Raw genomic sequence first — 15,565 nt, forward strand, 5'->3', positions numbered from 1 at the left:
GGCTCGCGAACTGTTCCCGATCTCCTCCTCAAGATACTGGAGCAATCGTACAACACAGGGACTGTCCTCGCAGTTTCGATGCGGGCCACCCATCGTGAGCAGCGATTTCGCTTTCTCGTGAGACACATACCTCTCCTGACGCAGTCACGATAACGAGGAGATCAACAGCCAATAGCGGGGAAGCCACTGATCGAATGTCGGTCTTGGACCCAAAGAAACGTAGAAAGCCTAGGCCGGGATTTGAACCCGGGCTCTCGTCCTTACCAAGGACGCGCTTTACCGCTAAGCTACCCAGGCACGCATTGTATCGTTGCTCGGAGTCGACTTTATGGGTTTCGATTCGCTCCGGTCGTGAGGGCGTGTGCCGCGGTGCACCGAGACGGTAGATCAGGGATCTGTCGCCGGTTTCGCCCGATCGGTCGTGTAATCCTCGAGTTCCGACAGTGATCGTTCGACGGCGACGAGACACTCATCGACGGGTGGAAACGACGTTCCAGTGGTATCGACAATTTCGTCGGCGACCGCAAGTAGCCGTGGCGTCGCCGGTTGGTCGGCCGCGGCGGCTCCAGTCTGAACTGCCAGTTCGAGGATGTCTCGTTCCAGATTGGCGTCGAGTTCCCTGGCTCGAGCGGCCTGGTCGTCGCCGAGAGCGTGCCGTTTCGTCTGGTCACGGCCGAAAGACTGGACAGTCTGGACGGCCGTTTCGGCAGCGTCGGTTCGTGCGAGCAGGTAGAAGCCGCGTGCAACGAGGATGTCGGCGGCCAGGATTTCGAGGTCTTCCTCGATGTCGACTTGGACGGACTCTCCGTCTCCCGTCCAGGGTTCCTCGTGGGCTAGGGTACGCGTAAGCCCCAGCCCCTCGTAGATGAGTTGGACACCGGCTGCGTGCGAGACGATTCCCCCGTGTGTGCAACTTTTACACGCCCACGTTGTGTCCCCGTTGACAGTCGGCTCTTCGAACGCTGTCCCGGCTCTGTTAGCGCTCGCGTTTCGTTCGCAAGCGATCGCCGCGGCGCTTTCGAGAGTGAGGACCGCAGGAACCATCGATGCCCGCTCGAGGACGGAGTCGACTACCTCGTACAACCGCGGTGGTTCAACGTCTGCGACGGCCTCGGAAGCCGCACGCCGACAGATGTCGGCTTTCGCCATTGGCTGACCCTTACGACGGAGGAGGCAAAGACCTTTGGAAACGCCCGGTCGACTCCTGACATGATCGATGTCGACTCCGACGCCGAGCGACCGATACGTACCGTCACGCTCGACCGCCCGGAGGTTCGAAACGCCCTGACGGTCGACGGCCTCGAGGCTATCGAAGCGGCGATCGACGACGCCGAGGAGGCGGTCGTCTATCTCCGTGGGGCGGGACCCGCCTTCTGTGCCGGCGCTGACTTCGAGGCCGTAAGCGGCCTAAACGGTGACTCGGAGCGGGCCGAATCGTTTGCCCGACTCGGTCAGCGGGTTGCCCGGACGATCGAAGAGACACCGTCGATCGTCGTCGCGGGAATCGATGGGCCTGCCAGGGGTGGCGGACTCGAGTTGGCGCTCGCCTGTGACGTGCGGGTCGGAACGCCGGAGTCGACGTACGGCGAGCCAGGCGTCAGCTTCGGCCTGTTCGGTGCCTGGGGTGGCACCGTCCGGCTGCCACGGATCGTCGGCGAGGGCAACGCACTCGAGTTGGCACTCACCGGCCGGAGTATCGACGCCGAGGCAGCACTCCGGCTGGGGCTGATCTCGCGGATCGAGCCGGAGCCGCGGACGGTCGCGACGGAGATCGCGGCTAACGCCGACGACGCACTGGCCGTCCTGAAGCGTCGACTTCGGGACGGCGACGACCGAACAGCCCAGGAGGCCCGCGAGGCACAGGCGTTTGCCGACCTCGTCGCCGCCCACGCCGACGACGTCGACGCCATCCTCGAGTAACCGTTACGTGTGACATCTCCATCATCTTTTTCTCGGTTCGGTGAGACGGACGAACGATGCCCGATTCGACGTTTCTCCCCGGTGACGCCGTCGACCTCCGCCCGATAGAGGAAGACGACCTCGAGTTCTTTCGGGACGCGATCAACGACCCACAGGTCTGGCGACCGATCGGCGGTTCGCGCCCGCTGAACCTCGAGCAGGAACGAGAGTACTTCGAAGATGTCGTCTGTAGCGACGACGGCGTGCAGTTGCTGATCGTCGCCGACGGTTCACCTGTGGGGACGATTGGCCTCCACGACATCGACTGGGAAGCCGACTCGGCCGAAATCGGCTACTGGCTCGAGCCCGACGCCCACGACCAGGGATATGGCACCGAAGCCGCGGCGTTGCTCGTCGGCTACGGCTTCGACCAGCTCGGACTCCACCGCATCCGGGCTCACGTCTTCGAGTTCAACGACGCCTCGCAGCGACTGCTCGAGTCGATCGGCTTTATCAGGGAAGGAACCAAGCGGGAGTCGCAGTTCATCGACGGCGAGTATCAGGACACGTACTGGTACGGGCTACTCGAGGAGGAGTGGCGCGAGGGCACGTAATCCAACCGTCTCGGCTGTTCCGCCACCGATCCCATCGTTTTTTAGTAGCACCGGCCTATCGGGAGTCGATGCCGGGATCGATCTTTCTGGAAGGCGATTCGATAGAGTTACGAACGATAGAGGAGTCTGATCTCGAGTTTTTACAGGATGGCATCAACGATCCACGAATCCGCGTGCCGCTCGGACGGGCGAAGCCTATCAACAGGGCACAGGAACGGGAGTTCTTCGAGGAGGAGGTTTGTGGCGACGACGCGATCCACCTCCTGATCGCGGCCGACGGGGAGCCGGTCGGAGCTATCGGTCTCGATCCGATCGAACGGTACCGCCAGTGGGGTGAGATCGGCTACTGGATCGCGCCCGACTTCCACGGCCACGGTTACGGAAGTGATGCCCTGTCGACGACGATCGAGTACGCATTCACGCAGCTCGGCCTGCACAAACTCGCCGCACGCGTCTACGAGTTCAACGAGCCGTCGATGGAGCTCTTGGAGTCGGTCGGCTTTCGCCGCGAGGGCGTCCACCGCAAGGACGCATTCGTCGACGGAGAGTACAAAGACACGTACTGGTATGGGCTGCTCGAGGACGAGTGGCGCGAAAACGACCCCTAATTCAACGGCTCCGGCGCTGGCGGCACCATCCGCTTGTGCTCGCTGCGTTCGTACATGCCACGGACCTTCTCGACAGTCTCTTTCTCGACATCGAGTTCTCGAGCCGTCGCAGCGACCGAGAGCGGGCCGTCGATGTGGGTTACGAGAATCGCGTCGAGGGTGTCGTACTCGACTCCCATCTCCTCCTCGTCCGTCTGGTCGGCCCACAACTCCGCAGTCGCGGTCTTCGCCGCGAGATCCGCAGGGACGCCGACGTGACGTGCAAGCTGGCGGACCTGGGCCTTGTAGAGGTTTCCGATCGGGTGGCAGTCGACTGCGCCGTCGCCGTATTTCGTGAAGTAGCCAACCGCGGCCTCGCTGCGATTACCGGTTCCGAGGACGAGCCGGTTCTCGTGGTTCGCGACGAGGTAGTTCAGCACGGCCCGGACGCGTGCGCGAGCGTTCCCGACCGCGACGTGGTCGCCCTCGGCGTCGGGATAGGCAGACAGCAGTGAGTCGACGATCGGCTCGATCTCGATGACGTCGTAGCTGATCTCGAGGTCCTGTGCGACCCGCTCGGCGTCGCTCATGTTGTCGTCGCCGCTGACGCGGGCCGGGAGAACGAGCCCGTGGACGTTCTTGGCACCCAGTGCCTCGCGTCCCAGATAGGCGGTGAGCGTACTGTCGATTCCACCTGAGAGGCCGAGGACGGCACCGTCGGCTGCTGCCGCTTCGACTCGGTCCTGGATGAACGCGGTGATGTGCTCGCGTCGCCGTTCCAACTCCGTCTCAGAGAGCCGAGGGTCGATCATTTAGAGCGCTATACGACAGGGGCCATCTAATAAACTTCCCTCGAACACAGAAGGTAGACGAATGGGCAGTTCTGGCGGCCACGTGTGTCGCGAGCGCTACGTTGAAGTGGAATCGGCGGATACGTCAGTGTACACTCGAGTGCACCGCAGTGGGGCGGACGTCGTCCGTCGAAGTACGGCGCGAGTGAACAAGCGCCGGTGGTCTAGTGGTAGGACATGAGCTTCCCAAGCTCATAGCCCGGGTTCAATTCCCGGCCGGCGCATGTTGTGACGAACACCTCGTGAGTGACAACTGGAGAGCAGAGAATCGAGCGCCACGAGCGAGAGTTCGCCAGACCAGCGGTCTCGAGTCGTTCGATCACGGGATGGGGTCGTCGGATGGGACTAACTCACGTAATACAGCGGGGGACGACCGACTGCGACCGGTAGTGACATTCTCGAGACGGGGTTACGGGTTGGTGCTACTGGCTCTCCAGACAGCGACCACGACGATCAGGTACCGATGGTGTCGTGTTCCGATTCCCCGTACCACACGGCGTTCGATTGAAAAGTCTTAATACTATCACCCGGGTATGTAGAGTTGCAAGCCCGGGTGGTGTAGTGGCCCATCATACAACCCTGTCACGGTTGTGACGCGGGTTCAAATCCCGCCTCGGGCGTTTTCTCGAAGCGTAATCCGTGAGCGACCAGCGTGTTGTGTTGTGACGATCAGATGTCGGAACGCGGGTAGACGGAATTCGAACGACGGGGAGCGGTCCGATCGACGTTCAGGGCGACCAGTTTGCCGCGTTGTGCGCCCTCGAGATCGAGCGCAGAGCGTGGCGGGTCCCGTCACTTGTCACCGATAGCTGCTCACTGCGAGTGGACGAGGCAGGCGTCGTCGTTGCAGACGCCGGGTAGCTGCTGGGACTGTCGTCGGTGACTGTGAGATAGTTGGCCGATAACGTTAATGTGGAAGTATGTCACATGCTGGTATGGGTCAACGAAAGAAGTCTGACAATTTTTGCCGTCGGCGCGTGTACGACACGCTTCGCAGCCGATATGTCTTCAAGATTGCTACAGTCGTACTACTCGTGGCGATATTGCTTCTCGGAGCCGGCTACGTGACGTTCGCTCAGGTAGAAGCGAGCGTGCAAGACGACGCAGAAGAGACGCTGGTCAACGCCGCGGACCGGGAGGTGCAGGGGCTCGACCAATTCGTTCGTGAACGAAACAACGACGTCGCCCGGCTATCGGGGAACACGGCCCTTCGAAGCGACGACGACGAGGAGATCCGGGAGATACTACTGGGGAACCTCGAGCAACTCCCGAGGGAGGTCGAGGCGGTCCACTACTACAATCTCGAGACGAGTAGGGTGGAGGTAAGCACCGATAATAGTCTCGAGGGAACGACAATCGACGAGACCGAGCGGACGTGGGGTGTCGGGCCAGACGATTTCGGTAACGCGCTGGCAGTTCGGTCGTTCGAACCCTACGAGACCGCCGATGGACCACGGGTCGGGTTCGCGAGCCCAATCTCGGGGCAATCGAGCCACACGGTCGTCGTGACCGTGAATCTCGCCGACAGGAGCGATCTGTTGATCTCGCCCGTCGACGACGGTGTCATCGAAGTCGTCTCGACCGACGGACAGGTAGTCCTGGCCGAAGAACCGGACGACATTCTCACCGAGTTCCAGTTGCTCGACGAACTCCCACATCTCGAGCAGAAGGGGGCGCTCGCTCATCTCGAGGAGGACGACGAAGCGACGGGAGAGGTCGAGATCGTCGCAGGAGGACACGATCGTATCGGCGACGATCGGGCAGTCGTCGCGACGATTCCGCTCGAGGAGACGTCGTGGACGGTCGCCACAGTCGCACCGTACGGAACGGTATTCGATACTGTCGGCGACGTCACACAGAACATCGGGGTCCTGATCGGTATTTCGCTGTTGGGGTTCGTCACTGTCGGGGCGGTGATCTCGCGGGACATCAGTAACTCCCTCGACGAGATGACCGGGTACGCCGAAGAGATCGAGAGTGGGAACTTCGACGTGACGATCGAGCAGTCTCGAGTCGACGAGTTCGGCCAGCTAGCGGGACTGTTTGCCCGCATTCGGGAGACGATGAGTGAACAGTTAGTCGCGGTCGAAGAGCAGGCCGAGAAAGCCGACCAGGAACGCAAGCGTGCCAAGCAGGCCAAAGCCGACGCCGAAGAGGCACGGGAAACGGCCCAGCAGGCCAAAGCCGACGCCGAAGAGCTCAGCCACCACATCGAGCAGAAGGCCGAAGCGTACCGGGTTGCCATCGAAGCTGCCGCGGACGGTGATCTGACCTGTCGGGTCGATACGACCAGCCGGAGTCAGGCGATGATCGACATCGGGACCGCCCTGAACGGAATGTTGGCCGACGTCGAACAGTTGGTCATTCGAATCCAGCGCGTCGCCCGTCAACTCGACGAGGAAAGCAACGAGGTGACGACTTCGACCGAGGAGGTGCAGGCGTCGAGTACCGACGTTGCTGAAAGTATCGAGGAAATTTCGGTCGGTGCCGAACAGCAAAACGAGCAGCTCACAGCGGCGGCGACGGAGATGAGTGATCTCTCGGCGACGGTCGAAGAGATCGCTTCGTCTTCGGATTCGGTTGCAGATCAGGTTGCCCAGGCCGCGGAGTGGGGGCAGGACGGCCAGCGAGCGGCGGCCGATGCGATCGAGACGATGGAAGAGATCGAATCGCAGGCGGTCGACACTGTCGAAGAGATGGAGACTCTCCAGGACGAGGTCGAGCGAATCGGCGAGGTCGCCAATCTGATCGACGACATCGCGAGCGAGACGAACCTGCTCGCGATGAACGCGTCGATCGAAGCCGCCAACGCGGCCGATTCCGGCGACGGGTTCGCCGTCGTAGCGGACGAGGTCAAGTCGCTGGCGGAAGAGACATCCGAGGCGACCCAGGAGGTCGAGCGACTCGTCGAAACGGTCGAAGAGTCGACCGAGTCAGTTGCCGGCGACGTCTTCGCGATGCAGTCTGGGATCGAAAACGGCAGAGAGACCATCGACGAAACGGTCGACACTCTCGAGCGGATCGTCGCCGCCGTCGAGGATGCAAACGCGAGCGTCCAATCGATCAACGAGGCGACGGACGATCAGGCTGCCTCTACCCAGAAGGTGGCTGCGAGGGTCGACGACGTGACGGCAGTCAGCGAGCGGACGGCAGCGGAGGCCCAGAACGTGTCGGCCGCAGCAGATCAGCAGTCGAGTGCTGTTCGACAGATAGCCGAGAACGCCGACTCGCTCTCCGGGCGGGCCGAGGAGTTACAGACGCTCGTGGATCGGTTCGATACGTCAGCTACCGACGATGGCGAGGGGAATACCGAACTCGTGACAGTCGACGACTGATCTCGAGGGCGTCGGCCGACGACGAATCGGTCCGGTAAGGAATGACGATGACAGCAGTTTGACTGGGCGAACCGAGAACAAAACCCTTAATACTCTCACCGGGAAACGATGAGTTGCAAGCCCGGGTGGTGTAGTGGCCCATCATACAACCCTGTCACGGTTGTGACGCGGGTTCAAATCCCGCCTCGGGCGTTTTCTTGGAGTGTAATTCGTGAGCAACCAGCGTGCTGTGTTGCGAACATCGAACGGCGAGAGACGACGATAAGTTGGTTTCGACTCGGCAGGTGTCCTGCAGAGCCGATCCCCAATCTTGACCAATCGGTCTGTCAGGCGTTCGTCGCCAAACTCAGCAGACTGAAACTCCTTTCGAATTTTGCCAGAGCCATCAGTCTGACACAGCTCCGCCTCGCCTCCATCTGTCCTCCGGCTTTGTGACCCACTCTGCATCTTGGCCACACTCTCTGCGAACTACGGCGATAGGATTTGTGGGTAAGAGACAGCGCTTTAGCGGTGGGTGGCTCAAGGAAGTCGTCTCGACGGATACAGGACAGGTGGCACTCGGCGAGGGGGCGGGAGAGCTTCTCGAGGAGTTGACGGGCTACGCGGAGGCGATCGAGGCCGGGAATCTCGACGTGACGGTCGGGGCGAAACGACAGCGCGGGCAACTCGAGACCGAACGTGTCGGCGGCAGCCGAAGAACAGACGAGCGCGGTACGGGGAATCGTCGAAAACGCCGAGTCGCTGTCGGGTCGTGCTGACGAACTCCAGTCGCTCGTCGACCGATTCGACACGTCGGAAAACGATGGAGCCGACGGCGGGGGGAACGGCGAGACAACCGACGTCGTGGTGGTCGGCGATGGCTAATACCGTCCCAACCGTCGACTGACGGGTCGAAACCGGTTGTGTGGGCCGGCTCGACGCCTTCATCGACGTTTGACCAAGAGCTGACCGATCTGTGGCTCCGGTCGCTCTGATAAGAATATATTTCCGGGCGAGAGCTAATTAGTTAATAACCGATTGGGGTCCGTCGTACGACGAGTGGGGATCGTCGGGGTCGGCGACGAGGACCGAGATCGCGACAGCAGACTACGCAGATTCATGACGAACATTACTGCCCTTGTCGTCGACAACGAACCCGGTTTCGCCGAACTGGCCTGCGAGATGCTCGAGCGCGAACGCGACGCGATCGATGCCGAGCCAGCGACGAGCACCGTGGACGCACTCGAACGTCTCGAAGCGACCGGAGCACCGCCGGTCGACTGTATCGTCAGTGACTACGCGATGCCGCGGATGACCGGCCTCGAACTGCTTGAGCAGGTTCGAGCGGTAGATCCCGATCTGCCGTTTATTCTCTTTACGGGCAGAGGGTCCGAGGCTGTCGCGAGCGAAGCGATCGATGCTGGTGTGACACAGTATCTGCAGAAGCGGGCCGAGAGCGAGCAGTACGCCGTGTTGGCAGCTGAGATCGTCAACGCTGTCGAACAGTACCGCACCGAAAACGAACTTCAGGAAAACGAGCGACGATACCAGCGGACGGTCACGGCACTACACGAGACGGCGCGTGACTTGATGCGGGCCGAGAGCAAAGACGAGATTTACCGGACGGCGGTTGAGACGGGCCGAGAGGATCTCGACGTTCCGGTCGTCGTGGCCTACGCGTTCGACTCGAGTGAGGGTGCACTCGAGTTGAGTGCGTCGTCCGAAAGGACGGTAGGGACCGAGCCGAAAAGCGGTGAGGCTCCGGCTGTAACTCCGGAGACGCCGACAGGAACGACAGGCCTTGATCCCGCGCCGCGGTTCGAACGCGGTGACGGAGTCGTCTGGGAGGTCTTCTCGGAGGGTGAAACGACCACCTGCGACGGAACGGACGCTGTCAGGGCCACTGCCGTCGAGGACGACGATCCGGCCGTTCGGAACTGGAGCGAACTTGTCGTTCCCCTCGGTACCCACGGGGTGTTGGTCGCCGGCACCGACGATACCGACGGTTTCGATGGGGCGAAGACGGAACTGCTGCACGTGCTATCGGCAAACGTCGAGGCCGCGCTGGATCGTGCCGAACGCGAGGACCTGCTCCGGGAGCGCGACCGGACGTTGACCCAGCAAAACGAGGAACTGAGTAGACTCAACCACACGAACAGCGTTGTTCGAGAGATCAATCACGGGATCGCACAGGCCTCGACGCGGCCGGAAATCGAGACGACCGTCTGTGAGCGCCTCGCCAACACCGACCGCTACCAGTTCGCCTGGATTGCGACCGCGGACGAACCACCGGAACCGACCACCTGGGCCGGCGTCGACGCAACGTACGTCGACAAGCTTCACGAGGAAGGCGACCGTGCGCCCGAAGTCGCCCTAGTCCGTGACGCTCTCGAGTCTAACTGCGTCTGCGTCGTAGACGACGTCCTCGAGGCCGAAGGCTGGGACCATCGCCGTAAAGAAGCACTCACCCACGGCTACCAGACGGTTCTTGCGGTGCCACTTTCCGACGAAGAACGACGCCGCGGCGTCCTGGTCGTTCACGTCGACGGCGTCGGCTCGATTGGCGACCGTGAACGAGAGGTCTTCGCCGAACTCGGAGAGACGATCGGGTACGCGCTCCGGTCGGTCGAGCGAGCGCGGGCGATGTTGATCGATAGCCGGATCGAACTCGAACTCGAGTGTCGGGACGACCGGCTATTGCTCAATCGGCTCTCGAATTGGTCGGGTGGACGAGTAACGCTCGAGGGCGTGATCGATCGTGGCGACGGAGACGTCGTCAGTTTCGTCAGCGCTCCCGACACCGTTTCGCCGGCCACGCTCGAAGAAGAGTCGGCGGTCGTCGAGCGAGCCACGGTCGTCTCCGAGGGCGACGAACTGTTGCTCGAGGCGACGACCGGTCCAACGCCGTTTCTCGAGGTGTTACACAGCTACGACGTCAGGCTCCAGTCGGTCGCCTCCGAGGGCGGCGTCGCGACGCTCACCCTGGCGGTTCCCAAACAGATCGATACTCGCGAACTCGTCGAGTCGATCAGGGTCGAGTACCCTGAAACGGAGTTGCAGGCACGTCGGGAGACGACCGCGACTCCCTCGACCCGTCAGCTCGATACGTACCTCGAACAGCGACTGACAGACAGACAGTTCGAGGCGTTGCAGGCGGCTCACTACGGTGGATTCTTTTCCTGGCCGCGGGAGACGACGGCCGAAGAACTCGCCGAGGTGCTGTCGGTGTCGCCGCCGACCTACCACTATCACCTCCGGGCAGCGGAGCGAAAGCTCGTCTCGCTCGCGTTCGATGGAATCTAATTAATTAGTACTTGCCACTGTCCATTACTAATAGGTTATAGAGTATGCTTAATGAGTAGTAGCACGTAGGACTGAGTGGCGATCTTCGGTAGTTGTCGCCACCCCCACCCCACCCCCCACCCCCAATCCCCAATTTCCCCACATTTCCGGCGATCCAGAGAGCCATCTCCGACACGACGTGCGAGCGCGGTCGTCAGTTCGGCCCCGATTCGACGCGACGGTCCCATTCGATCCACTCTCGTTCCCAGCCAGCACGGGACTCGAGTCGCTTTCGGGCACGTTCCCGGTCTTCCCGTTCTGTGCGGTTTCGCTCGACGGCACCGGCCTGTTCGCCGTCGACGAGCAGCGGATCGAATGAAACGATGCCGAACTCACGCCGTTTGTCCCCGGGAGAGACCGAAACGAGTCGCTGTCGCTGAGTGCCACAGGGAAAGACGAGTCGGCCGTCCTCGGCGAGTTGATCGAGCAACGCTCGTGGCGGTTCGACGGCCGCCGCCTCGAGTAGGATGCGATCGAACGGAGCGTACTCCGGCAGACCGCTCGCACCGTCGCGTCGGTCGACGAGCACGCCATTGTACCCCGCTCGAGCCAGGTTCTCGCGAGCTAGCCCGACCAGTGGGCGGGCGATGTCGATGGCGTGGACGTTCGTCTCGTCGGTCAGTTCCGCGGCGACTGCTGCCGTGTAGCCGACGCCAGCGCCGACGATCAACACGCTGTCGCCGTCCTCGATCGAGAGGGTATCGAAGAGACGAGCGACCGTACTCGGCGCGAGGACGCGCGTTCCGAGTGTTTCGTGTTCGCGATCGGCGTAGGCCACCCGCTCCTCTTCGAGAAACTCGTGGCGCGAGACATCCCGCATGGCGAGGGCGACAGCCTCGTTCGAGAGGACCTCTTTGGGTGGTGACGTAAGCCCGTCGACCATGTCGTCCCGTAGTACCGCGGGTTCCATAGTCGGAGTATCGCTCGAGACGTAATCAATGGCGCGCTTGCCTACCCGCGCATTCGAACGAACCGGACGCCGCAGTGTTCGGTCCGCTCGAGGCTCCCGTCTGCCCGCTTCGTTGCTTTCACGAGCGTCTGAAAGGCGGTCCCGACGGGAGCGAGTAGTCGGCCACCCGTCTGGAGCTGTTCGACGACCGGGCCTGGCAGTTCCGGCGTCGCACAGGTGAAGTAGGCGGCGTCGTAGGGGGCGTGGTCGGCCCACCCCTCGCGGCCGTCACCGACCCGCACCGAGACGTCGCCGTAGCCCGTCTTTTTCAGCCGTTCGCGTGCCTTCTCTGCCAGCTCCTCGCCGTACTCGACGCTGTAGACGTTCTCCGCGCCGACGAACTCGGCCGTGACTGCCGCGTGGTAGCCACAGCCAGTCCCGATCTCGAGAACAGACTCGCCTTCCTCGAGTTCCAGTTCGTCGGCCATGATCGCGACCATGTGCGGTGCGCTGATCGTCTGGCCCTCGCCGATCGGCAGCGGCCGGTCGGCGTAGGCGTCGCCGCGGCGATCCGGCGGGACGAACTCGTGACGGGGCACCGACTCGAGCGCCTCGAGGACGCGGTCGTCGTCGACGCGGGAGGCGACGGTCCGGATCATCCGCTCGCGGACGGTTTCGTAGTCGTCGGCGTCGCCAGGGCCGTCGAACCCGAAGCGGTCGAACATGGTCGACGATACGCGCTCGCGGGCAATAGGTAGTGGGCCGAAATTGCGGGGGTATCCCGACAGGAGACTGACGAATACAGCCAGAATTCGTGGTGCACGCAGTCGGCTGGGGAGGGTGAGGTTTCGGGCGGGACTGATACGGTTTACTGTAAGTCATTTGCGGCACAACTGCGACCCGGGCGGCGGTTGCGCCGGTAAATCGGTACAGTAATCCGTATAAAAGGGCCGGGGGCTTTCTGGGTGGTGTCGGCTTCATCTCGCTGCGAAAGCGGTTGCTTTCGCCTCGAGTCGCTGTAAGTCCCTGCGTTGTAGTTTTCAGCTCTCGAAAGAACGAACGAGTTTACCAGGCCGACCAGGCGCTTGTCTGCTCGTCGTAGGCGTAGATCCGTTTTGTGTCTTTCGCCAGCACGGTGTCGCCTTCCATCTCGTAGCGGTCCCGCTCGTAGCTCGAGGCGTCGTCGCGGACGACGAAGGCGTCGATTTCGAACTCGTCGTCGCCGAACTCCTCGATCGCGCCGACCTCGAACTCGTAGTCACCGGGGACGTAAACCGTCGTCGAGCGGCTGTCGTCTCGAGAGCCGTCCTGCGGGTGGATCGTCACGTTGACCGCGACGTTGTCGACCTCGCGGGTCCAGACGGTCTCGGCCTCCTCGGCGGGGGCTTCGTCGACTCGCTTGTGACCCTCGAGTTCGACGCTGGTCACGCGAACGGTCGAGAGCACTTCCTCGGTCTCTAAGATGAACTCGTCGCCGACCTCGACGGTCTCGTCTTCGGGCGTCGTGACGTTTGCCGTGAAGGACTCGCCGTCCTGGGAGACGACGACGTCTAGCGTTACTTCGGCCGTTCGTTCGGGCTGTACCTTGTGGACGTGGCCACACTCACTGCAGCGGACGGTGACGGTCCCACCGCCTTCGCTCGCGGTGAGGACCTCGTGGACGGTCTCGAGCTCCGGCGAGCACGACGGGCAGGGTGTCGGAACCCGATCCGGCAGCTCCGATGAATCGCTCATAACACTCCGTAGCGGCCACGCACCTAAAAGGCGATTGGACCTGTCGTCGGGTGTGATACCGTTTCGGACTACGCTTCGGGAAGTTCGATCTCCTCACCGTCGGCGTACACCGTCGGGTCTCGGACGATGCCGTCGAGGTGGATCGGGGCTTCCGTCTCGCCGCCGATGCTGGCGTTGTCACCGATGGCGATGTGAATCGTCCCCGCCGCCTTCTCGTCGAGCAGAACCGAGCCGACGAGTTCCGTGACACCGACGTTCGTCCCGATGCCGAGTTCGGCGAGGTTGTACGCCGCGTCACCGACCTCGTCGGCCGCTTCGTCGACCTGTGCGCGAATCTCGTCGTCCGAGATTTCCGTGACGAGGCCGTCCTCGACCACGAACTCGAGTTCACGGCCCTCGAGCAGCCCGTGGGGTCGCATCGTTCCGTCGACGACGTAGGTGCCGTCGGCCGATTCGGGGCTGACGAACACCTCGCCCGCGGGGAGGTTCGAGAACGACCCCGGATCGCTCACGTCGCCGGTGTCGTCGTGCCACTCCCGATCGCCGACCGCGAACGTGATGTCGGTCCCCAGGTCGGTCGTCACGCGGACCTCGTCGGCGTCGGCGACGCGCTCGAGGGTGCGTTTGCACTCGTCGGCGATGCGATCGTAGTCGGCGTCGAGCCCGGTGACGAACACCTCCTCGGTGATTCCGGGCAGCGTCGAACCCCGGGCTCCCTCGTCGGTCGCGTCGGATCGAGCGCGGGTGTGGCTCAGGCTCTTCGTCGTCGGTGCGAGGAAGGCGTCTGCTCCTTCCATGGCGGCCGCGACCGGTGCCGGTGGTTCGGCTCCGTGTTGTTCGCCCGGCGGGTAGCGGACGATCGTCGCGTCGTCGGTTACCTCGCGGACGACCTCGTAGAGGGCCACACCGATTGGTTCCCGGTCGTCGTCCGTGACGACCACGCAGGACTCCTCGCCCTCGAGTTCGAGGCACTGCTGGACGGCAGTTTCAGCAGCAGTTCGAAGTTCGGACATAGTACTACGTCCGCCCGTTGTGCCGATAGGCTTTGCCTTCTGCTCCGGCACGGTCACGAGCGGCTGGTTTCGGACGGCTACTCGGACTCTGCGACGGCCTCGAGGACCTCGACACCGACGAGCCCCTCGCCCGTGAGCGCGCGGACGTAGGCACCGCCGGCGACCGAGACGTGCGAGAAGTCCTCTTCCTCGAGATCGTACATCGGGATCGCACGGGAGGTGTCGCCGCCGCCGACGACCGAGAAGCAGTCGGCCTCGGCGATCGCAGAGAGCACCGCGACGGTGCCGTCGGCGAAGCGCTCGTCCTCGAAGACGCCGAGTGCGCCCTTGACGAAGACGGCCTCGGATTCGGCGACGAGGTCGGCGTACTCGTCGGCGGTGTCGCTCCCGACGTCGAGATACGACGTCTCCTTCTCGATCTCGGCGACGGCTCGTTCGACGCGCTCGCCGTCGTCGGTCTCGGAGGCAAGGTCACTCGCGAGGTGTAGTCGGTCGCCGTACTCCTCGCGGACGCCTTCGATGGTGTCGGCGTGGTCCTCCCACTGGTGGTCGAAGAACTCGGTTCCCTCGACGTCGTAGCCGACGTCGTGGCCGTCGGCACGCAAGAAGAGTTCGCCGACGATCCCACCCAGACAGAAGCGATCGACGGTATCGTCGACCTCCTCGATGACCGGGATGAGGTCCTCGGCTTTCGTCCCGCCAAGCACCATCGTCACCAGCCCGTCGAACTCCCGCTGTTGGATCGCCGAGTTCGCAGTGTACTCCGACTCCATCACCCGGCCCGCGTAGGCGTCCAGCACTCGAGGGAACCCAACGAGCGAGGCGTGTGAGCGGTGGGCCGCCGAGTAGGCGTCGTTGACGTAGGCGTCGAACTCGGGGGCGAGCGTTTGGACGAACTCGGTGTCGGCTTTCTCGTCCGGGGCTTCTTCGGGGAGTTCTTCCTCGCACATTCGGGCGTTCTCGAGGAGGAGAACGTCGCCGGCCTCGAGTCCGCCGATCGCCTCGAGGGCGTCCTCGCCGACGGTGTCGTCGACGAACGCGACCTCCTGTCCGAGGTGGTCGGCGAGGATGTCGGCGTGTCCCTCGAGCGAGATGAACGTGTCACGACCCGGCCGTCCCTGGTGGGCGAGCAGGGCTACGGCGTGGTCGTCCGCGAGCAGTTCGGCGATGGTTTCGGCGTGGCGGGCGAACCGCCGGTTGTCCTGGACGACGCCGTCTTCGACGGGGGCGTTGATGTCGATACGGACGAGCAGTTGCTGTCCCGATTCGAGGTCGTCGATGGTCTGGAACGTGGACGTAGTCGTGCTCATGACTGTGTTCGT

13 protein-coding genes, 4 tRNA genes and 1 pseudogene are annotated in these 15,565 nt (G+C 62.9%); 9 read left to right on the forward strand and 9 right to left on the reverse strand.

Features of this window, described 5'->3' with window-relative positions; all coding sequences use genetic code 11:
* Nucleotides 1-225 precede the first annotated feature (225 nt).
* A tRNA-Thr gene (locus NATGR_RS08035) sits at nt 226-297 on the reverse strand.
* Between the two features lie 90 nt (nt 298-387).
* A complete protein-coding gene (locus NATGR_RS08040) occupies nt 388-1,149 on the reverse strand; it encodes a DUF7114 family protein (RefSeq protein ID WP_005578526.1) in 762 nt (253 codons plus the stop codon).
* 60 nt (nt 1,150-1,209) lie between these two features.
* Here NATGR_RS08040 and NATGR_RS08045 point away from each other — a divergent pair, with 60 nt between their 5' ends.
* The 3 genes from NATGR_RS08045 (at nt 1,210) to NATGR_RS08055 (ending at nt 3,121) form a co-directional block, all read left to right on the forward strand.
* Entirely contained in the window at nt 1,210-1,920 is a 711-nt protein-coding gene (locus NATGR_RS08045; protein ID WP_005578524.1) for an enoyl-CoA hydratase/isomerase family protein, read from the forward strand.
* Nucleotides 1,921-1,976: 56 nt separating this feature from the next.
* A complete protein-coding gene (locus NATGR_RS08050) occupies nt 1,977-2,513 on the forward strand; it encodes a GNAT family N-acetyltransferase (protein ID WP_005578523.1) in 537 nt (178 codons plus the stop codon).
* 68 nt (nt 2,514-2,581) lie between these two features.
* Nucleotides 2,582-3,121, forward strand: coding sequence for a GNAT family N-acetyltransferase (locus NATGR_RS08055; RefSeq protein WP_005578521.1), 540 nt, complete (start codon nt 2,582-2,584; stop codon nt 3,119-3,121).
* On the opposite strand, the gene NATGR_RS08060 is transcribed toward NATGR_RS08055, so the two are convergent.
* A complete protein-coding gene (locus tag NATGR_RS08060) occupies nt 3,118-3,912 on the reverse strand; it encodes an NAD+ synthase (RefSeq protein WP_005578516.1) in 795 nt (264 codons plus the stop codon). The two genes, NATGR_RS08055 and NATGR_RS08060, sit on opposite strands and share 4 nt — an antisense overlap.
* Before the next feature lie 192 nt (nt 3,913-4,104).
* On the opposite strand from NATGR_RS08060, the gene NATGR_RS08065 reads away from it, so the two are divergent.
* The 4 genes from NATGR_RS08065 (at nt 4,105) to NATGR_RS08080 (ending at nt 7,478) form a co-directional block, all read left to right on the forward strand.
* Nucleotides 4,105-4,175 (forward strand) — tRNA-Gly (locus tag NATGR_RS08065).
* 323 nt (nt 4,176-4,498) lie between these two features.
* Nucleotides 4,499-4,571: transfer RNA gene (locus NATGR_RS08070), tRNA-Asp, on the forward strand.
* Between the two features lie 315 nt (nt 4,572-4,886).
* Complete coding sequence (locus NATGR_RS08075; RefSeq protein ID WP_015233458.1) at nt 4,887-7,286, forward strand: methyl-accepting chemotaxis protein; 2,400 nt, start codon at nt 4,887-4,889, stop codon at nt 7,284-7,286.
* Nucleotides 7,287-7,405: 119 nt separating this feature from the next.
* A tRNA-Asp gene (locus NATGR_RS08080) sits at nt 7,406-7,478 on the forward strand.
* 75 nt (nt 7,479-7,553) lie between these two features.
* Here NATGR_RS08080 and NATGR_RS20625 read toward each other — a convergent pair.
* A pseudogene (locus NATGR_RS20625) lies at nt 7,554-7,733 on the reverse strand (IS4/Tn5 family transposase DNA-binding protein); the annotation flags it as partial.
* A 38-nt stretch (nt 7,734-7,771) separates the two neighbouring features.
* Here NATGR_RS20625 and NATGR_RS19375 point away from each other — a divergent pair.
* The gene (locus NATGR_RS19375; protein WP_139222392.1) at nt 7,772-8,044 is read left to right on the forward strand and encodes a hypothetical protein; all 273 of its coding nucleotides are present in this window, start codon (nt 7,772-7,774) and stop codon (nt 8,042-8,044) included.
* 340 nt (nt 8,045-8,384) lie between these two features.
* The gene (locus NATGR_RS08090; RefSeq protein ID WP_015233459.1) at nt 8,385-10,568 is read left to right on the forward strand and encodes a bacterio-opsin activator domain-containing protein; all 2,184 of its coding nucleotides are present in this window, start codon (nt 8,385-8,387) and stop codon (nt 10,566-10,568) included.
* 193 nt (nt 10,569-10,761) lie between these two features.
* On the opposite strand, the gene NATGR_RS08095 is transcribed toward NATGR_RS08090, so the two are convergent.
* The 5 genes from NATGR_RS08095 to NATGR_RS08115 all read right to left on the reverse strand — a co-directional run bounded on the left by NATGR_RS08095 (nt 10,762) and on the right by NATGR_RS08115 (nt 15,553).
* A complete protein-coding gene (locus NATGR_RS08095; protein ID WP_005578500.1) occupies nt 10,762-11,517 on the reverse strand; it encodes a protein-L-isoaspartate O-methyltransferase family protein in 756 nt (251 codons plus the stop codon).
* Between the two features lie 41 nt (nt 11,518-11,558).
* On the reverse strand, nt 11,559-12,221 hold the full coding sequence (locus NATGR_RS08100; RefSeq protein WP_005578498.1) for a protein-L-isoaspartate(D-aspartate) O-methyltransferase: 663 nt from the start codon (nt 12,219-12,221) through the stop codon (nt 11,559-11,561).
* 340 nt (nt 12,222-12,561) lie between these two features.
* Nucleotides 12,562-13,230, reverse strand: a complete 669-nt coding sequence (locus tag NATGR_RS08105) for an HVO_0476 family zinc finger protein (RefSeq protein ID WP_005578496.1) — start codon at nt 13,228-13,230, stop codon at nt 12,562-12,564.
* Between the two features lie 68 nt (nt 13,231-13,298).
* Nucleotides 13,299-14,243, reverse strand: a complete 945-nt coding sequence (locus NATGR_RS08110) for an aminopeptidase (RefSeq protein WP_005578494.1) — start codon at nt 14,241-14,243, stop codon at nt 13,299-13,301.
* Between the two features lie 77 nt (nt 14,244-14,320).
* Nucleotides 14,321-15,553, reverse strand: coding sequence for a phosphoglycerate kinase (locus NATGR_RS08115; RefSeq protein ID WP_005578491.1), 1,233 nt, complete (start codon nt 15,551-15,553; stop codon nt 14,321-14,323).
* Nucleotides 15,554-15,565 lie beyond the last annotated feature (12 nt).

The sequence above is a fragment of the Natronobacterium gregoryi SP2 genome, from assembly GCF_000230715.2.
Classification (GTDB): Archaea; Halobacteriota; Halobacteria; order Halobacteriales; family Natrialbaceae; genus Natronobacterium; species Natronobacterium gregoryi.